The following is an 18,932-nucleotide window of genomic DNA, read 5'->3' on the forward strand; positions in this document are numbered from 1 at the left end:
GGGCCAGCGCGACCGTGTCGGCGAAGACCAGCGCGACGGAACCGCCATCGCCCTCCGGTTCCTCCGGCGGGGTCGATGGCCAGAGCAGCAGCGCGGCCAGCGCCGCCGCGTGCAGCCCGCCCGAGGCCGCGAGCCCGAGCGCCAGCCGGGCCGCGCGGCGCGGCGGGCGGGCGGAGGGGCTGCGCGGGCCCGCCTTCACAGCACGGGGACGCCTTCGTGCTTGGCTTTCGCCTCGGGCTCGACATGGATGGTGATGATGGCGGTCTCGAGTTCCGCCTTCAGCGCGGCCTCGATCCGGTCGCAGATCTCATGCGCTTCCCGCACCGTCATGGCGCCGGGGACGACCAGGTGGAATTCCAGGAAGGTGAAGCGGCCGGCGTGGCGGGACCGCAGGTCATGCGCCTCGATCGCGCCGGCGGCTTCCTTGGCCACGATGCGGCGGATGCGCTCCATTGTCGCGGGCGGCACGGCCTCGTCCATCAGCCCGCCCAGGCTTTCGCGCAGCAGGCGGAAGCCGGAGAACAGGATGTTGGCGGCGGTCAGCGCGGCCAGCAGCGGATCGAGCCAGAGGATCCCGGTCAGCGTCACCATCGCCACGCCGGCGATGACGCCGACGGAGGTGACGACATCCGACCAGAGGTGCCGCGCATCGGCCAGCAGCGCGGGCGATTTCAGCGCGCGGCCGCGGCGCGTCAGCAGCATCGCCCAGGCCGCGTTGGCCGCGCTCGCCACGGCCGAGACGGCCAGGCCGATCGCCGCCTGTTCCGGCGCGCGGGGGTTGAGGAAGGCGCCCCAGGCCTCGTTGAGGATCAGCAGCGCCGCGACGATGATCAGCGCGCCTTCCAGCACGGCCGAGAAATACTCGGCCTTGGCATGCCCGTAGGGATGGTTGGCATCCGCTGGCAGGGCGGAATAGCGCACGGCGATCAGCGCCGCCGCGGCGGCGGCGACGTTCACCACGCTTTCCAGGGCATCGGCCAGCAGCGCGACGCTGCCGGTCAGCCACCAGGCGGCCGCCTTCAGCGCCAGCACCGCGATGGCGACCACGACGCTGCCGGCGGCGAGCGTCGTGGCCTTGTTCGAAACGCCTTCCCTCATGGACGGGGTTTACCCCCCGCCGGTCAGACGGAAAAGTATTTCGCCCGCGGGTGGTGCAGCACGATGGCGCTCGTGGACTGCTCGGGGTGCAGCTGCCATTCGTCGCTGATCGAAACGCCGATCCGCTCGGCATCCAGCAGGCGCAGCAGCGGCTCCTGGTCCTCGAGCCGCGGGCAGGCCGGATAGCCGAAGGAATAGCGCCCGCCGCGGTAGCCCTGCTGCAGCATCCGGTCGATGTCGCGGTCGTCCTCGGCCGCGAAGCCCCATTCGGCGCGGATGCGCTTGTGGACGTATTCGGCCATCGCCTCGGCCATCTCGACCGACAGGCCGTGCAGGTACAGGTAGTCCTGGTAGCGGTTCTCCTCGAACCAGTCGCGCGCCATGTCGGACGCCTTCTGGCCGACGGTGACCACCTGCAGGCCGATCACGTCGCGATGGGCCGGGCCGTCGCCGATGTCGCGCACGAAGTCGGCGATGCACTCGCCATCCTCCTTAGGCTGGCGCGGCAGGGTGAAGCGGGTGGCCTCGGTCACGCCATCCTGCTCGAACAGGATCAGGTCGTTCCCCTGCCCGGCGCATTTCCAGTAGCCGTAGATGGCCTGCGGCTTGAGGATGTCCTGCTCCTCGGTCAGCGCCAGCATGCGCTTGAGCACCGGGCGCAGTTCCTGCTTCGCCCAGCCGAGGAAGTCCTCGAGCGACCGCCCCTGCTTCCGGAAGCCCCACTGGAACTGATAGAGGCTGCGCTCGTTGATGAAGGGCACCAGCGCCTTGGGCGCCGCCTCCATCACCTTCGCGCCCCAGAAGGGCGGCGTGGGCGCGGCACTCTCGGCGCTGACACGCCGGCGCCGCGACTCGGCATAGGCGACATCGACGGGGGCGAAGCCGCGCGGGTCGGCGGTGCCGAGCGTGCGCTTCTCGTTCTTCGCCTTGCCCGCGCGCTTGACCTGCAGCGCGCCCAGGTAGTCGTCGAAGCCGTTGCCGACCACCTTGTCCATCAGGTGCAGCCCGTCGAAGGCGTCGCGCGCATAGGCCACGCGCCCGCAGGCATAGGCCTTCACGCAATCCTCCTCGACGTAGTTGCGCGTCAGCGCCGCGCCGCCGAGCATGACCGGGATGTCGAGGTTCTGGCGCGACATCTCCTCGAGGTTCTCGCGCATCACCACCGTGGACTTCACGAGCAGCCCCGACATGCCGATGGCATGCGCGCGGTGTTCCTTGGCCGCCGTCACCATGTCGGCGAGCGGCACCTTGATGCCGAGGTTCACCACCCGGTAGCCGTTGTTGGTCAGGATGATGTCGACCAGGTTCTTGCCGATGTCGTGCACGTCGCCCTTGACGGTGGCGAGCACGATCGTGCCCTTCTCCTGCCCCTCGACCTTTTCCATGTAGGGCTCGAGGTAGGCGACGGCGGCCTTCATCGTCTCCGCGCTCTGCAGCACGAAGGGCAGCTGCATCTTGCCCGCGCCGAACAGCTCGCCCACCACCTTCATGCCGTCCAGCAGCACGTCGTTGATGATCGACAGCGGCGCGATGCCCTGGGCGAGCGCGTCGGCCAGCTCGTCGTCCAGCCCCTTGCGGTCGCCGTCGATGATGCGGTCCTTGAGCCGGCCCTCGACCGTCTCGGCCTTCTTCTTGGCAGTCGCATCCGCGGCCTTCCGGCCGGCGAACATCTCCAGCACCTTCTGCAGCGGGTCGTAGCCCTCGCTGCGCCGGTCGAAGATCAGGTCCTCCATGACCTTCACTTCCTCGGGCGGGATCTGGTGCAGCGGCTTGATCTTCGACACGTGCACGATCGCCCCCGTCATCCCCGCCTTCACGGCGTGGTCGAGGAAGACGGAGTTCAGCGCGTGCCGCGCCGCCGGGTTCAGGCCGAAGGAGATGTTCGACAGGCCGAGGATGATCTGGATGTCCGGGAACTCCTCCCGGATCATGCGGATGCCCTCCAGCGTCCACTGGCCGAGCTTGCGGTCGTCCTCGTTGCCCGTCGCGATGGTGAAGGTCAGCGGGTCGATCATCAGGTCCGACTGCGGCAGCCCGTAGCGGTTGCAGGCGAAGTCCACCAGGCGCCGCGCGATGCGCAGCTTGTCCTCGGCGGTCTTGGCCATGCCCACTTCGTCGATGGTCAGCGCGATGACGGCGGCGCCGAACTTCTTGGCCAGCACCATGCGGTCGGCCGCGGCCTTCTCGCCTTCCTCGAAGTTGATCGAGTTGATGATGGCCTTGCCGCCATGCAGCTTCAGCGAAGCCTCGATCACCGGCGTCTCGGTGGAATCGATCACCAGCGGCGCGTTCACGCTGGAGGTGAAGCGGCGGATCACCTCGCTCATCTCGGCCATCTCGTCGCGGCCGACGAAGGCGGTGCAGACGTCGAGGCTGTTGGACCCCTCCTGCACCTGCTCGCGCCCCATCGCGACGCAGCCGTCCCAGTCGCCAGCCGCCTGGCGTTCGCGCCACGCCTTGGACCCGTTCGCGTTGCAGCGCTCGCCGATCGAGAAGTAGGAGTTCTCCTGCCGCAGCGGCACTGCGGTGTACAGCGAGGCGACCGACGGCACCCAGACCGGCTTGCGTGCGACCGGCGCCGGCCGCGCGGCGGCGCCGCCCAGCTTGCGCAGCATCGAATCCAGCGCCTGGATGTGCGGCGTCGAGGTGCCGCAGCACCCGCCGATCAGGTTCAGCCCGTCCTCGGTGACGAAGCGCTCCATCCAGGTGGCGAGTTCGGCCGGGCCGAGCGGGTAATGCGTCTTGCCGTCCACCAGTTCCGGCAGGCCGGCATTGGGCTGGCAGGAGATCAGCCCGGGCCAGTTCTGCGCCAGCCAGCGGACGTGCTCGGCCATCTCCTGCGGGCCGGTCGCGCAGTTCAGGCCCATCAGTGGCACGTCGAGCGAATGCACCACCGCCGCCGCCGCACCGATGTCGGGGCCGACCAGCAGCGTGCCGGTCGTCTCGACCGTAACCTGCACGAAGACCGGGATGTCGGACTTCGCCTCGGCGCGCGCGATCTTGGCGGCATTGACCGCGGCCTTGATGAACAGCGTGTCCTGGTTCGTCTCGGTCAGCAGCGCGTCGGCGCCGCCGGCGATCAGCCCGCGGCACTGCACCACCAGCGCGGCTTCCAGCGCGTCGTAGGAGATGTTGCCGAGCGTCGGCAGCTTGGTCCCCGGCCCGATGTCGCCGATCACCCAGCGGTGGCGGCCGTCGGCGAAGCCTTCAGCCGCCTCGCGCGCGATCTCGACGGCGCGCTTGTTCAGCTCGAAGGCCTTGTCCTCGAGCTCGAACTCCGCGAGCGTCACGGGCGACCCGCCGAAGGTATTGGTCAGCACCATGTCGGCGCCGGCCTCGTAGTAGCCGCGGTGGATCTCCCGCACCACGTCGGGGCGGGAGAGAACGAGCACGTCCGTGCAGTTCTCCTTGCCCCAGAAGTCGCGGTCGACGTCGAGGTCCATCACCTGCACGCGGCTGCCCATGCCCCCGTCGCAGAGAAGCACGCGGTCGCGGAGCGCATCGAGGAGGTGCGGGCGGGACATGCGGGTAAACCCTCTAGACGTTCGAGACGGAGGCAGGCTGGGTCCGGCGTTCGGCGACCCAGAGCCGGACGGGCATCGGCCCGTCGATGGTGGCGGTGCGCGCCGGCACGCAGCCCGCCGGGCCGAGCCAGCCGGCGATGCCGGCATCGTCGAAGCCCGGCCAGCGATGCGCGAAGGCGCCGCCCAGCAATTCGGCGCGCCCATGCGGCGCGAGGTCGAGGATCAGCAGCGTCCCGCCCGGCCGCAGCACGCGCGCGGCTTCCGCCAGCGCGGCGGCCGGGTCCTCGGCGTAGTGCAGCACCATCTGCAGCGTGACGGCGTCGAAGGCGGCGTCGGGCATCGGCAGCCGGTACATGTCCGCCTGGCGGACCGAGACATGCGACAGTCCGCGCTCGGCCAGCCGCGTGCGGGCAAGCGCCAGCATGTCGCGGGAGGCATCGACGCCGATGCCTTCCTCGATCCGCGCCGCGAGGTGTTCGAGTAGCCCGCCCGTGCCGCAGCCGATGTCGAGCAGCCGGCCGACGCGGTCCGGCAGGGCGCCGAGCAGCGCCGCCTCGATCGCCGCGCCGGGCAGGCCCAGAGCGCGCATCTCGTCCCAATCCGCGCCGTGGCGGCGGAAGGATTCGGAGGCCGCGCGGGCGCGCTCGGCCGCCAGCCGCGCGGCGACGCGCCGGTCGGCGGCGAGCAGCGGGTCTTCCTCCGGCAGGCGGGCGAGGATCTGGCGCGCAAGGTCGGCTTCCGCCGCCAGCTGGAACCAGGCGTTGGAGCCTTCCGGCGTGCGCTGCAGCAGCCCGGCATCGACCAGCAGCTTGAGATGGCGCGACAGGCGCGGCTGGGACTGGCCGAGGATCGCGACGAGGTCGCTGACGCACCAGGCGCCGCGCGCGCACAGCGCGAGCAGACGCAGGCGCGTCGGCTCGGCGGCGGCACGAAGCTGGGCCAGGAGGTCATCCATGGGGCTTGCTATACTCATAAAGATATCCTTATGTCCAGCACATCATGGCCTGGACCCTCGACGCCCGCATCCCGATCACGCTGCTTTCATCGCCCGGGGCGCTGGACGCGGCGCTGGCCGGCCGGCCCGCCGCCCTGCTGGCGGAAGGCGCGGCGCCGGACGGCGCGCCGGCCGCGACGGAATGCTTCGAACCCGCGGCCGCCCCGCACCTGGCCGGATGCGCCTGCTGCGCCGGGCGCCTGCCGGCCGCGCTCGCGCTCGACAGGCTGTTCCAGGCCCGCGTGCGCGGCCAGGTCGGCTGGTTCGACCGGGTCGTGGCGCTGCCCGGCACCGAGGCCGGACGGGCGGAAATCGCGGCGGCGCTGCGGGAGGACCCGCTGACGCTCGCCCGCTACAGGCTCTCGGCCTGACCCGGCAGGGTCTTGTCCCCCTCGCCGAGCGCGCGCTGCATCTGCACCACGTCCACCCAGCGGCCGAACTTCATCCCCACCGCCTTCAGCACGCCCACCTGGCGGAAGCCGAGGGAGATGTGCAGGCCGATCGAGCCGACATTCTCGGCATCGCCGATTACGGCGACCATCTGGCGGATGCCCATCGCCTCGGCGCGGGCCAGCACCTCGGCGACCAGCGCCTTGCCCACGCCCTGGCCGCGGATGTCGTCGCGGACATAGACGGAATCCTCGGCCGTGTGCCGATAGGCCGCGCGGGGGCGGAAGGGCGCGCAATAGCCGAAGCCGAGCACCGCGCCGTCCTCGTCCTCGGCGACCAGCCAGGGGTAGCCGGCGTCCTGCACGCGGGCGATGCGCGCGGCCATCTCGGCCGCGTCGGGGGGCGTTTCCTCGAAGGTGCCGGTGCTGTGCAGCACGTGGTGGCCGTAGATCTCGGTCATGGCCGGCAGGTCGGCCGGCGTCGCATCGCGCACGCGCATGGTCAGGCCGGCAGCCCGGCGGCCGCGGCCACCTTCTCGGCCAGCGCCAGCAGCGCCCGGTCCCGGCCCGGGCCGGCGACGAGCGAGAGCCCGACCGGCGCGCCGGCGATCCGCGCGACCGGCAGGGAGATCTCCGGCAGGCCGGCAAGCCCCGCGATCGCGGTCACGCCCATCGTCCTCTCCCGCACCGCGTTCTGTTCGGCCTGCGTCGCCGTCAGCCGCGGCGCAGGCGAGGGCGAGGTCGGATAGACCAGCACCGCTCCGCCGCCGAGCAGCGCGTGCAGCCGCGCCTGGACGATGCGGCGGAAGGCGCGCCCCGCGGCGGCCTTGGCCGGGTCCATCGCGCGGGCCGCGGCGAAGCGTTCCTTCACGCCGGGGCCGAAGGCGGGATCCGTCGCCTCCACCCAGGGGCCGAGGCTGGTCCAGGCTTCCTCCGCCTGGGCGCAGCGGAAATTCTCGTAGAAGGCGTCGAGTCCCTCCGGCGCGATGGAGACCGTCAGCGAAGGCCCGAGGACCTTTTCCGCTGCCTCGAGCCCCGCGCCGCCGCAGAGCGCGGCCGCCGTGGCGGGCTCGGCATTCACCCAGGCTTCCTTGACCTTGAGCAGCGGGCCGAGCGGCGCGTCCCCGCCCGGGGGCAGCAGCACCTCGCCCGCCCGGCGCAGCACGGAAGCCCGCGCGGCGAACCAGCCCGCCGTGTCGAAGGTGGGCCCCAGCGGGCAGGCGCCGACCAGGCTCACCGAGCCCCAGCTCGGCCGGATGCCGAAGACGCCGCAATAGGATGCCGGGATGCGCACCGACCCGCCCGTGTCCGACCCCATGGCGATGTCGCACAGCCCGGCGGCGACGGCGGCCGCCGAGCCGCAGGAGGACCCGCCGGGGAATCGGTCCGGCGCGCCCGGATTGACCGGCGTGCCGTGCCAGACATTCTCGCCCGTCAACCCATAGGCGAGTTCGACCGTCTTGGTCTTGCCGACGAGGCGAGCGCCCGCGCCGAGCAGCGCCGCGACGGCCGCGGCATCCCGCGTCGCCGGCGGATGGGTGCGCGCCCAGTCCGGGTTGCCGTAGCCGGTGACGTCGCCCGCGGTGTCGTACAGGTCCTTCACCGCGAAGGTCAGCCCCGCGAGCGGCCCTTCGGCGGCACCGGCGCGCTCCGTGCGCGGCCCGGGCACGAAGGCGCCCACGCTGTCCTCGGCCATGCTCGCCGCTCCTTGCCTTGAAGGAGCGAAATTGCGGCAGCGCGGCCGGGGTTGCAACGGGGATCGGGAAGATGGCCTTCCCGATCCCCCGTCCACATCAACGGGCGCGCAGGAACTCCGGCACGCGCAGCAGGATCAGCTCGTTCGCATCGGCCTGGAAGAAGTGCCGGCCGGCGCTGAAGGGCAGGTTGTTGTCGTTGCCGACGATGATGTGGTCGGCATCGACCGCCGCGACGTTCTCGATCGTGAAGAAGGGGAAGGTGAAGCGCTCGCGCGGCGCGTTCGCCGGCAGGTCGCCGCGCACCCGCGCGAGGCCTTCCGTGTCGCGGATCGCCATCAGGTCGATATGGCCGATCTTGCGCACGAAGCCTTCCGCGTCGACCTGCTCGAAATCGACCAGGTAGACGCGCTTGAAGCGCGCCGGCAGCGGGAAGCAGGGCGCCTGGGCGGTGGGCCGCGCGCCCTGCGCGCAGGCGAGGCCGGGGTCGCCTTCGCCGTTGTCGCGCTCGATCACCAGCGCGCGCGTCGCATCGATGAAGTTGAAGTCGCCGATCGCGGTCGCGCCGGGCTCGAGCCGGTAGCGCAGGGTGCGGCCGGTCCACTCCATGCGCGGCACGTTGAATTCCAGCACGCGCAGGAACTGGCCTTCCGGCTGGTCGGAATTCGGCGCGAAGAGCGGCTGTTCCAGCATCGCCCAGAGCGTCTGCGCATCCGGCGTCAGCGCCATGCCCTCATACCCGCCCGAACGGCGCACGCGATGCGGCACGCCGGCGGTGGGGCTCGCGGCCACCTGCAGCGACGGATGGTCGGGGGACATCAGCACCTGCCCGTCCATGCGCGTCTCGATCACGCGCTGCACCACGCCGTCGGCCGCGACGTGGATCAGGAAGGGCCCGAATTCCTCGCCGATCATGAAGGAGCCGTCGGGCAGCGGCTGGATGCTCTCGAGGTCGAAATCGGCGCCGGTCAGGTAGCGCGCCTCGGTGCCCTCATACGCGATGCGGAAGGGGATGCGGCGCAGCGGGTCGCGCAGGAAGGTCGTCTGCAGCAGCGCGACCTGGCCGGTCGCGAAATCCGGGCGGACCTTGTGGAACATCAGCAGCGAATCGGGGCTGTTGCGCCGGTTGCCGAAGCCGTTGTCGGTCAGCACCCAGTACGCGCCGGGCTCGTTCGCCACCGGCTTGATGCCGGAGAAGCCCTGCACCGCCTGGCCGACGAAGGGAAAAGCGATGCCCGTCGGGCGGTTGCCGTGCATCGCGCCGGTGTCGCCCATCACCGCGCCGGGGCGGTCGATGCGCAGGTTGCCCGGGCCGGCGAACTTGCCCGACAGCAGCGCGTCGCGCGGCGCATCGGCCGGCGGCACCGCCATGGTGAAGGCGGGCAGCACGGCATGGCCGGCGAGCGTCGCCTCGAAGCGCTGGTCGGCGAACGCCGGGCCGGCGGCGATGAGCGCGGTGGCGAGAAGGAAACGACGCATGGGACCCCCGTTGGATTGCGGATGGGGGCCTCTATCGGGGTCGCGTTGCGCGCCCGTGACAGGCGCGTTGCAGGCGCGCGAAAGCGGCCTTCAGGCGCGGAAGGCCGCCAGGCTTTGCTTCGGCCGCCCGCCTGCATCCCAGTTCGCGGCATCGAGCCAGGCCGCGATCGCGTCCCGGCGGGCGGGCCATTCCTCGGCGAGGATCGAGAACCAGGCCGTGTCCCGCCTGCGTCCCTTCACCACCAGCATGTTCCGCAGCGTGCCCTCATAGGTGAAGCCGAGCCGCGCGGCCGCGCGCCGGGATGGCATGTTGAGCGCGTTGCACTTCCAGGTGAGCCGCCGGTAGCCCAGGTCGTCCATCGCGTGGCGCATCGGCAGGAACATCGCCTCGGTCGCCGCGCGGGTGCGCTGCATGCGCGGGCTGAACCAGATGTTGCCGATCTCGATATGCGCGTGGGCGGGGAAGATCTCCATCAGCGTCAGCCAGCCATCCGCCGTGCCGGTCGCATGCGGGCGCACGGCCCAGGCGATCGGGTCGTGGGTGGTCGAGAAGCCGCCGAGGAAGCCGCGCAGCGCGGCTTCGTCCGCGAAGGGCCCGTAGCCCATATAGGCCCAGGAGGCATCGCCGCGGTCGCCCTGCATCGCCCGCCACAACTCCCCGGCATGGCGCAGGTGCAGCGGCTCGAGGTCCACCGACTGGCCGCGATGGGGGATGCGCGCGGGCAACGGGCGCGGGGAGGCGTCGGGCAGCAGGGGCCCGACCGGCGGGTCGGTGGCGGGGTCGAAGGGGACGCCCTCGGGCAGGTCGGTCATGGCGCCAGGGAAGCGCCCCGCTTGCGCCGGCGCAAGGACCGGGCCGGATTCCCTGTTGCACAGGCTGCCGCAGCGCAGCACAAGACGCGGCCATGAACGACGCGACCAGCCCCGCCACGCCCGTGATCCCCGCCGCCTATTTCGGCGAGCGCGTCACCTGGGTGCATCACTGGACCGACCGGCTGTTTTCCTTCCGCTGCACGCGGGATGCGCATTTCCGCTTCCGCGCCGGGGAATTCGCCATGATCGGGCTGATGGTCGGCGCCAAGCCGCTGGTGCGCGCCTATTCCATGGCGAGCCCGACCTGGGACGAGGAACTCGAATTCCTGTCCATCAAGGTGCAGGACGGCCCGCTCACCTCCCGCCTGCAGCACATCGGCGTCGGCGACACGGTGCTGATCGGCAAGAAGCCGACCGGCACGCTGGTGACGGACAACCTCCGCCCCGGCCGGACGCTGTGGCTGCTGGCGACGGGCACCGGCCTCGCGCCCTTCCTGAGCCTGGCGCGCGAGCCCGACGTCTACGACCGTTTCGAGACGGTGGTGGTGGCGCATACGGTGCGGCAGGTGGCCGAACTCGCGCATCGCGAATTGTTCGAGCGCGACCTGCCGCGGCATGAATTCCTCGGCGAGATGGTCGCGGGCAAGCTGCGCTACTATCCCTCGGTGACGCGGGAGCCCTTCGCGACGCAGGGCCGCATCACGACGCTGATCGAGAACGGGCGCATCTTCGCCGATCTTGGCCTGCCGGCGCTGAGCCCCGAGCATGACCGCGTCATGCTCTGCGGGTCGGAAGCGATGAACCGCGACTGCAAGGCGATGCTGGAAGCGCGCGGTTTCGAGGAAGGCGCCAACAACGCGCCCGGCACCTACGTGGTCGAGAAGGCGTTTGTGACGAAATGAAGGCATTCGTCGCGACATGAAGGCGCTCGTTACGAAATAGTCTTCACGCGGGCGCGATGCATGCCTCGCATGACGAAACTTTCTGCTTCCCCCATTGCCTGTCGCCATCCGTTCACATATGGGCGGCACTGATCAATGTGCCGGCGAGCATCATCGACCGGCCAAGGGAGGATGCATGACCGAGCACAATGCGCCCGTTCCGGCGCGCCGTGGGTTCCTCAAGGCAGCAGCCGTCGGTGGCGTCGGCGCTGCGGTCCTCGCCACGCCGAATGTCAGCCGCGCGCAGACAGTCACCTGGCGCTTCCAGTCCACCTGGCCGCAGCGCGACATCTTCCATGAATTCGCGGGCGACTTCGTCAGCCGCGTGAACGCGATGGCCGGTGGCCGGCTGCGCATGGAACTGCTCGCCGCCGGCGCCGTCGTCGGCGCCTTCCAGCTGATCGACGCCGTCTCGGCCGGCACGCTCGACGGCGGGCACGGCGTCTCGGCCTATTGGTTCGGCAAGAACAAGGCGTTCAGCCTGTTCGGCACGCCGCCGGCCTGGTTCTACGACGCCAATTCCTACCTCGCCTGGTTCTACTACGGCGGGGGCGAGGCGCTGTACAATGAGCTCATCAGCCAGGTGCTGCGCGTCAACGTCGTCGGCTTCCAGACCGGGCCGATGCCGACGCAGCCGCTCGGCTGGTTCAAGAATCCGGTGCAGAACGCCGAGCAGCTGCGCGGCCTCAAGTACCGCACGGTCGGCCTGGCGACGGACCTGTTCAACGCGCTGGGCGCGGCCGTCACGGCCCTGCCGGGCGGCGAGATCGTCCCCGCGCTGGAACGCGGCGTGATCGACGGGGCGGAGTTCAACAACCCCTCCTCCGACCGCGTCCTCGGCTTCCCGGACGTGGCCAAGAACTACATGATCCAGTCCTACCACCAGAACACCGAGACCTTCGAGGTCCTGCTCAACAAGCCGAAATACGACGCGCTGCCGGCCGAGCTGAAGGCGATCATCCGCCATTCCGCGGAAGCGGCCTCGGCCGACATGTCGTGGAAGCAGCAGCTGCGCTACCCGAACGACCTGCAGCAGATGGCGGCGACGCAGGGCGTGAACGTGCAGGTCACGCCGCGCCCGGTTCTCGAAGCCCAGCTGCGCGCCTGGGACGGCGTGATCCGCAACCTGGAGAGCGACCCGTTCTTCAAGAAGGTGACGGACAGCCAGCGCGAATGGTGCCGCCGCGTCAGCGCCTTCTACCTGCGCTACCAGGCGAGCCCGGCGCTCGCCTACAACCACTTCTTCGCCCGCGGCTGACGCGCCGCGGCGGCATGCGCGCCCGCCCCGGGACACCGGGGCGGGCGTTCGCATGCGGAAGGGAGCCTCCGGATGCAGCTTCAATCCGTGCTGCTGGGGATCGATCGCCTCAGCGCCTTCGTCGGCAAGACCTTCGCCTGGTCGATCCTCGTCCTGACCTTCGCGGTCGTCTACGAGATCGTCATGCGCTACGCCTTCCGCGCGCCGACGAGCTGGGCCTACGACGTCTCCTACATGCTGTATGGCACGCTGTTCATGATGGCGGGCGCCTATGCGCTGTCGCGCAACGGGCATGTGCGCGGGGACTTCCTGTACCGGAACTTCAAGCCGACGACGCAGGCGAAGTTCGACCTGGTGCTCTACGTGCTGTTCTTCTTCCCCGCGATCTTCGCCTTCATGATCTCGGGCTGGTCCTTCGCGCACATCTCCTTCATGCAGAACGAAAGGTCCGTCTTCAGCCCGACGGGCCCGATCGTCTGGCCGTTCAAGTTCCTTATCCCGATCGTGGGCGTGCTGCTGCTGCTGCAGGGCGTGGTGGAAGTCGTGCGCTGCATCCGCTGCATCCGCACCGGCGCCTGGCCCGACCGCCTGTCGGACGTGGAGGAGCTGGAGCAGAAGATCCTCGCCGCGGCGGCCGAGAAGGACCCCGAGCAGCTGGCGCGCGAGATCGCCGCGACCGGCCACATTCCCGGCGAGAAGGCCGGCGACGAACACACCGGACGTTGAGGCCCTGACGAGATGACCGACGGCGCGCTGGGGCTGCTGCAGCTCTTCCTGTTCCTTTTCTTCATCATGCTGGGCTTCCCGATCGCCTTCACGCTGATGGCGATGGGCCTGTTCTTCGGCTACCTCGGCATGGGTGACCGGGTCTTCGACCTGCTGGTGCAGCGCACCTATTCGGTCATGTCGAACGACGTGCTGATCAGCGTGCCGCTCTTCGTCCTGATGGGCTACATCATCGAGCGGGCGAACATCCTCGACCGCCTGTTCCGATCCCTGCAGATGGCCTCGGGCAACATCCCCGGCTCGCTCGCGGTCGCGACACTCGCCACCTGCGCGCTCTTCGCCACGGCCACCGGCATCGTCGGCGCGGTCGTGACGCTGATGGGGCTGCTCGCCTTCCCGGCCATGCTGCGGGCGGGCTACGACGTGAAGCTCGCCTCGGGCGTCGTCGCCGCGGGCGGGTGCCTGGGCATCCTCATCCCGCCCTCGATCATGCTCATCCTGTACGGCGCGACGGCGGGCGTGTCGGTGGTGCAGCTCTACGCCGCGGCCTTCATCCCGGGCGTGATGCTCGCCGGGCTTTACATCGTCTACGCGATGGGAATCGCGATCGTGAAGCCGTCCGTCGCGCCGCGCCTGCCGCCGGAGGAAGTGAACATCCCCTTCGGCAAGATCCTTTTCGCGCTGGTCACGTCCTTCATCCCGCTCGCCGCGCTGATCGCCATGGTGCTCGGCGCCATCCTGTTCGGCCTCGCGACGCCGTCCGAAGCGGCGGCGATGGGCAGCCTCGGCTCGATCCTGCTCGCCATCGTCTACCGGTCCTTCAGCTTCGAGAAGCTCAAGGAAAGCGTGTTCCTCACCGCCCGCACCTCCGCCATGGTCTGCTGGCTGTTCGTGGGCAGCGCGATCTTCTCCTCGGTCTTCGGCTATCTCGGCGGGCAGGAGCTGGTCGAGCAGTTCTTCAAGTCGCTGCCGCTCAACACCTTCACCTTCATGCTGCTGGCGCAGGCGCTGATCTTCGTGCTCGGCTGGCCGCTCGAATGGACCGAGATCATCGTGATCTTCGTGCCGATCTTCCTGCCGCTGCTGGACGATTTCGGCGTGGACCCGCTGTTCTTCGGCATCCTGATCGCGCTGAACCTGCAGACGTCCTTCCTGTCGCCGCCCGTCGCGATGGCGGCCTTCTACCTCAAGGGCGTCGCACCGAAGCACGTCCGGCTCGAGGACATCTTCAAGGGCTGCATGCCCTTCATCTACATCGTCATCTTCACGATGTTCTGCGTCTACTTCTTCCCCGGCATCGTCACCTGGCTGCCGAGCGCGCTCTACGACGTGGCGCCGACCGGCGGCACCTCCAACGTGCTCGAGGCCCCGGCGGGCGGCTTCCAGGTGGACGAGGAGCCGCAGCTCCCGTCGCTCAACTGAGGCCGCGGGAGATGGACGACGCGGCGCGCCGCGTCCTCGCCGCCGCGATCGTCGAGGCGCTGGAGACAGGTAACCCGATCGCGCCGCTCGTCGCCGGGCTCCGCCCGGCGGATGTCCCGGCGGGGGAGGCGGTCGCCGAGGATGTGCTCGACGAGCTCGCCCTGCCGCCGAGCGGCCTGCGCCTCGCGCCCGGGCCGGACGGCGCGATGCTCGCCGGGCCGATGATCGATGCGCGGCTGCTGTCCTCGGGCGCCCGCGTGGCGCTCGGCGCGCTGCGCCATCCGCGCGTCAGCGCCGCGGCGATCGGCGTGCTCGCCGCCCCGCTCGGCAAGGGCGCGCCGCGCTTCGCCGCCGTCCTGCCCGCGCTCGACATCGCCGCGAGCCGCTTCCGCGACGGCGCGCCGGACGACGCGGTGGCGGCGGCCGACCTCGCCGGCCTCGGCCTGGTCGTCGCGGGACGGCGCGCGACCTGGGACGGCGCCGGCGTCGCGGCCGCGCTGACCAGGGGCAAGGCGCGTCCGCGCGACCTGCCGGTCGACCTCAAGGCGCGCTTCGCCGCCGCGGCGGCGCGGGCGCGGGACCTGGGCGGCCTGCCCGCCGGCGGATTGCTGGTGGTGGCCGGCCTGACGCCGGCGATCGTGCCGGCGGCCGGCGAGACCTGGACGGCGCGCCTCGCGGGCCTGGGCAGCGCACGGGCGGAATTCGACGGCGGCGCGGAACGCTGACGGCCGCAGGACGACGAAGCCGCGTCAGTGCCGCGCGCGGATCTTCGCGCCGCGCCTAGAGCAATATCCGACCAGCCGGAAACGACTGATCGGATTTCTTGCTCTGGAAACCATTGACTCTACAGCACGAAATCCGATCGTACTGATTCAGTGTGATCGGATAGTGCTGTAGCCGCTTATCCACGGCCCGGCCGTCGGACGTGGCAGGACCGGCGACGACTCATGCCCCTCGCACGAATGTTCGACCCTGATGCGATGACCACCGCGCGCGGCGCCGGCGGGGCGGCCGCGCGCGATGCCATGGGATGAACCCACCGCGCACAGGGTGACCCCATGCGCGGATGGACTCAGCGGCGCCACCAGCCCTGTCGGCGGGGCCGCTCGGCCGCGGGCTCGTCGCCCAGCACCACCGGTTGCACAGGCGCGCCGACCACCGGGCCGGCGGGTGCCTCGGGTTCCGGCGCTGGCGCGGGCGCGACCACGACGGGTGCGGGCTCCGGCTCGGGCGGCGCGACCACCGCCACCGGCTCGACCACCGGCGCCGCGGGCGGCTCGGCAGGGGCGGCGTGGGGTTCGGCAGGCGCCGCGGCGACGGTCTCGACGACCGGTTCGGCCGCCGGTGCGGCGACAGGCGCCGCATCCTGCGCGACATCCGGCGCGGGCGGCATCGGGGCGGGGCGGGCCGGACGGGTCGCGGCGCGCTCGGCCGCGGCCTCGGCCGCTTCCAGCGCCTCGAAGATGTCGTCGATCTGGCCGGCGAAGGGGTCGGCCGGCGTCGGCCCGGTGTAGCGCGGGGCGCGCGGCGCGGGGGCGGCGACCGGGGCGGCGGCTTCCGCCTCCGGGCGTTCCTCCTCGGCGGCACCGGCCTCGGGCGCGGCGCCGTCCTCGCGCCGGCGACGGCCGCCACGGCGGCCACGACGGCGACGGCGGGCCTCGCCCTCCTCGGCCAGGCGCGCGGCCTCGGCGGCATCGGGGGCGGCCTCGCCCTCGACGCCGTCCTCGGCGCCAGGCTGCGCCTCGGGCGACGCCTCGCGCTCGCCATCGGCCTCGGCGGCGCCCTCAGCCGCGCCCTCCTCGCCTTCGGCGGCGCCCTGCGCGCCCTCGCGGCCATCCTCGCGGCGGCCGCCACGGCGACGGCGGCGACGGCGACGGCGGCGCTCGGCCTCCTCGGCGGTCTCGCCGCCCTCGGCCTGGCGGGGCGTGTCGGCGCCTTCCTCCGCCTCGGCCTCGACCTCGGCGGGCTCCTCCGCCTCGACCGGCTCGGGGGCGTAGTCCATGCGCAGGGCGGACGGCGCGGCGGGCACCGCGCCAGGTTCCGCCGCGCGCAGCCGCTCGATCTTCACGGCGGGCGGGATCAGGCTGTCATCGGGCTCGAACAGCACGACCATGCCGAAGCGCGCCTCGATCTCGGCCAGCCGGTCGCGCTTGCGGTTCAGCAGCCACAGCGCGACGGGCGCGGCGACGCGCACCATGATCTCGGCGGCGCGGCGCTTGGCACCTTCCTCCTCGACCGCGCGCAGCACCTGCAGCGCGCTCGATTCCACGCTGCGGACGATGCCGCGCCCCTGGCAATGCGGGCAGGCCACGAAGGTCTGCTCGGCGATGGACGGGCGCAGCCGCTGGCGGCTCATCTCCAGCAGGCCGAAATGGCTGATGCGGCCGACCTGGATGCGGGCGCGGTCGTGCTTCAGCGCCTCCTTCAGGCGGCGCTCGACCATGCCGTCGTGCTTGGACGACTCCATGTCGATGAAGTCGATGACGATCAGGCCGGCGAGGTCGCGCAGGCGCAGCTGGCGCGCGATCTCGTCCGCGGCTTCGAGGTTGGTGCGCAGCGCGGTGTCCTCGATGTGCCGGTCGCGCGTCGCGCGGCCCGAGTTCACGTCGATGGCGACCAGCGCCTCGGTCTGGTTGATGACGACGTAGCCGCCGGACTTCAGCTGCACGACGGGCGAGTGCATCGCGTCCAGCTGCGCGTCGACGCTGTGCCGGGCGAACAGCGGCACCGCGTCGCGATGCATGCGGATGCGGCCGGAATTGGCCGGCATCAGCATGCGCATGAACTCGCGCGCCTGGGCGTAGGCGTCGTCGCCCTCGACGACCACCTCGTCGATGTCGCGACCGTAGACGTCGCGGATCGAGCGCTTGATGAGGTCGGCTTCCTCGTAGATCAGCGCCGGAGCGGTCGAGGCGAGCGTGCGCTCGCGGATGCTGTCCCACAGCCGCAGCAGGTATTCGCAGTCGCGCCGGATCTCGGGCTTGGGGCGCTGCGCGCCGGCGGTGCGCACGATCAGCGACATGCCGTCGGGCAGGCTCATCTCCTCCACCACCTCGCGCAGCCGCTTGCGGTCGGCGGCCGAGGTGATCTTGCGGGAGACGCCGCCGCCGCGCGGGCTGTTCGGCATCAGGACCGAGAAGCGGCCGGCGAGGGAGATGTAGGTCGTCAGCGCCGCGCCCTTGTTGCCGCGTTCCTCCTTCACGACCTGCACGAGCATGATCTGGCGGCGCCGGATCACCTCCTGGATCTTGTAGTGGCGGAGGAACTTCGGCGGGATGCGGCGCTCGCGGCGCTCCTCCTCGCTCTCGGCGGGAAGGTCCTCGCCGCCGATCGTCTCGGGCGGCGGCACCTCCTCCTCGGCGGGCAGGCTCTCGACGCGGCCATGGCCGGCCTCCTCGCCCTCGGCGGCCGGGGCCTCGGGGTCGAGCCCGGCATCGGGCGTGCCGGTGATGCGTTCCTCGGCCATGTCGAGCGGCTGCGCGGCGGCGGGCTCGCTCGGTTCCGCGGCCTCGGCGGCGGGGGCGGCGTCGGTCGCCTCCGGCGCGGCGGCGGCCGTGCCTTCCTCGCCGTTGGCTTCCTCGCCCGGGGTCCAGCCCTCGGCGCCCTCGCCGTTCCAGTCGGCGCGGTCCATCGCGGATTCCGGAGGCATGTCCGCCTCCTCCTCCTCGCGCGCTTCCTCGGCCTGCATCTCGATCAGGCGCTGCCGGTCGGCGACGGGGATCTGGTAGTAGTCCGGGTGGATCTCGCCGAAGGCCAGGAAGCCGTGGCGGTTGCCGCCATACTCCACGAAGGCCGCCTGGAGGCTGGGTTCCACCCGCACCACCTTGGCGAGGTAGATGTTGCCCTTGAGAGGGCGGCGGGTCGCGGTCTCGAGGTCGAATTCCTCGACCCGGTTGCCGTCCAGCACCACCACCCGCGTTTCCTCGGGGTGGGATGCGTCGATCAGCATGCGCTTGGTCATCGAAGGCGTTGCTCCGCGCCGCGGCGGGGCCGACGGCGCCACGAAGGGCGGGGCCCGGGCGGGGACGGGTGGGCGGCGCGGCGTCCTCTGGCACGCGCCGGACTCGTCCTCGTCCGGCGGGTCCGGCGCCGCGCGCGGCGCGGTACGGACCCTGGGGAGGGCGTGCCTGGACTCTGCCCCGGGAACCCTGGACACGGCCGCGGATCGCGGTGGTCCCAGGCACGGGCGGGCCGGCTTGATCCTGCGGCGGGTCCGGCGCCGGCGAAGGGGCGGTCGGATCCATGCGCGCATCGTCCCCGCGCTGGCGGATCCGGCAGGAGGGCACCCGGCTGAGCCACGGAACGGGCGGGGGGCATGATCGCCGCCCCGGTTCCAGGCCGGGCGCCCGTCGGTTCGAACCGGCCTCGCGCCCCGCCTCAGGCCCGGGGGTCGCGTGCCGGGCGATCCTGCCCGGGACTCCGCCCGCAGCGGTTGCCGCCGGGGCAGGTCACCATAGTCGGCGGGCGGGGGCGCCACAAGCCATGTAACGATCCCGTTCTCTTTCCCGCCCGCCCTTCACGTCGCGTCGCAAGGCGCATGTGGCAAGATGCTGGAATATTTGGCATCATGCACCCGCCCGGTGGGGGATCGGGC

The 18,932-nt window shown here is 71.4% G+C and carries 15 protein-coding genes; 6 read left to right on the forward strand and 9 right to left on the reverse strand.

Features of this window, described 5'->3' with window-relative positions; genetic code table 11:
• The 4 genes from J5Y09_RS15495 to J5Y09_RS15510 all read right to left on the reverse strand — a co-directional run.
• The coding region (locus J5Y09_RS15495) for a hypothetical protein (protein WP_209352721.1) at positions 1–199 on the reverse strand (199 nt) is incomplete at its 3' end.
• Positions 196–1,098 (reverse strand): cation diffusion facilitator family transporter, encoded by a 903-nt coding sequence (locus J5Y09_RS15500; RefSeq protein ID WP_209352722.1) that lies wholly within the window; start codon positions 1,096–1,098, stop codon positions 196–198. The genes J5Y09_RS15500 and J5Y09_RS15495, both read right to left, overlap by 4 nt.
• A gap of 23 nt (positions 1,099–1,121) precedes the next feature.
• Complete coding sequence (metH, locus tag J5Y09_RS15505; RefSeq protein ID WP_209352723.1) at positions 1,122–4,622, reverse strand: methionine synthase; 3,501 nt, start codon at positions 4,620–4,622, stop codon at positions 1,122–1,124.
• Between the two features lie 13 nt (positions 4,623–4,635).
• On the reverse strand, positions 4,636–5,577 hold the full coding sequence (locus J5Y09_RS15510; RefSeq protein WP_209352724.1) for an ArsR/SmtB family transcription factor: 942 nt from the start codon (positions 5,575–5,577) through the stop codon (positions 4,636–4,638).
• 44 nt (positions 5,578–5,621) lie between these two features.
• On the opposite strand from J5Y09_RS15510, the gene J5Y09_RS15515 reads away from it, so the two are divergent.
• Complete coding sequence (locus J5Y09_RS15515; RefSeq protein WP_209352725.1) at positions 5,622–5,987, forward strand: P-loop NTPase family protein; 366 nt, start codon at positions 5,622–5,624, stop codon at positions 5,985–5,987.
• Here the strand turns inward: J5Y09_RS15515 and J5Y09_RS15520 are convergent.
• The 4 genes from J5Y09_RS15520 to J5Y09_RS15535 form a co-directional block, all read right to left on the reverse strand.
• Positions 5,969–6,505 carry a GNAT family N-acetyltransferase gene (locus J5Y09_RS15520; protein ID WP_209352726.1) on the reverse strand — a complete coding sequence of 179 codons (537 nt, stop codon included), beginning with the start codon at positions 6,503–6,505 and terminating at the stop codon, positions 5,969–5,971. The two genes, J5Y09_RS15515 and J5Y09_RS15520, sit on opposite strands and share 19 nt — an antisense overlap.
• 2 nt (positions 6,506–6,507) lie before the next feature.
• Positions 6,508–7,701 (reverse strand): amidase, encoded by a 1,194-nt coding sequence (locus J5Y09_RS15525; protein WP_209352727.1) that lies wholly within the window; start codon positions 7,699–7,701, stop codon positions 6,508–6,510.
• A gap of 97 nt (positions 7,702–7,798) precedes the next feature.
• Complete coding sequence (locus J5Y09_RS15530) at positions 7,799–9,178, reverse strand: esterase-like activity of phytase family protein (protein WP_209352728.1); 1,380 nt, start codon at positions 9,176–9,178, stop codon at positions 7,799–7,801.
• 90 nt (positions 9,179–9,268) lie between these two features.
• Positions 9,269–9,991 carry a GNAT family N-acetyltransferase gene (locus J5Y09_RS15535; RefSeq protein WP_209352729.1) on the reverse strand — a complete coding sequence of 241 codons (723 nt, stop codon included), beginning with the start codon at positions 9,989–9,991 and terminating at the stop codon, positions 9,269–9,271.
• Positions 9,992–10,083: 92 nt separating this feature from the next.
• Between J5Y09_RS15535 and J5Y09_RS15540 the strand changes: the two genes are divergently transcribed.
• The 5 genes from J5Y09_RS15540 (at position 10,084) to J5Y09_RS15560 (ending at position 15,063) form a co-directional block, all read left to right on the forward strand.
• On the forward strand, positions 10,084–10,893 hold the full coding sequence (locus tag J5Y09_RS15540; protein WP_209352730.1) for a ferredoxin--NADP reductase: 810 nt from the start codon (positions 10,084–10,086) through the stop codon (positions 10,891–10,893).
• A 175-nt stretch (positions 10,894–11,068) separates the two neighbouring features.
• On the forward strand, positions 11,069–12,190 hold the full coding sequence (locus J5Y09_RS15545) for a TRAP transporter substrate-binding protein (RefSeq protein ID WP_209352731.1): 1,122 nt from the start codon (positions 11,069–11,071) through the stop codon (positions 12,188–12,190).
• Positions 12,191–12,262: 72 nt separating this feature from the next.
• On the forward strand, positions 12,263–12,916 hold the full coding sequence (locus tag J5Y09_RS15550; protein WP_209352732.1) for a TRAP transporter small permease subunit: 654 nt from the start codon (positions 12,263–12,265) through the stop codon (positions 12,914–12,916).
• A 12-nt stretch (positions 12,917–12,928) separates the two neighbouring features.
• Positions 12,929–14,338: a TRAP transporter large permease gene (locus J5Y09_RS15555; RefSeq protein ID WP_209352733.1), complete on the forward strand. Its 1,410-nt coding sequence runs from the start codon at positions 12,929–12,931 to the stop codon at positions 14,336–14,338.
• Positions 14,339–14,349: 11 nt separating this feature from the next.
• The gene (locus J5Y09_RS15560) at positions 14,350–15,063 is read left to right on the forward strand and encodes a hypothetical protein (RefSeq protein ID WP_209352734.1); all 714 of its coding nucleotides are present in this window, start codon (positions 14,350–14,352) and stop codon (positions 15,061–15,063) included.
• 347 nt (positions 15,064–15,410) lie between these two features.
• Here J5Y09_RS15560 and J5Y09_RS15565 read toward each other — a convergent pair whose 3' ends face one another.
• A complete protein-coding gene (locus J5Y09_RS15565) occupies positions 15,411–18,299 on the reverse strand; it encodes an Rne/Rng family ribonuclease (protein WP_209352735.1) in 2,889 nt (962 codons plus the stop codon).
• Between the last annotated feature and the right edge of the window lie 633 nt (positions 18,300–18,932).

Source organism: Roseomonas nitratireducens, from assembly GCF_017813355.1.
Lineage (GTDB): Bacteria > Pseudomonadota > Alphaproteobacteria > Acetobacterales > Acetobacteraceae > Neoroseomonas > Neoroseomonas nitratireducens.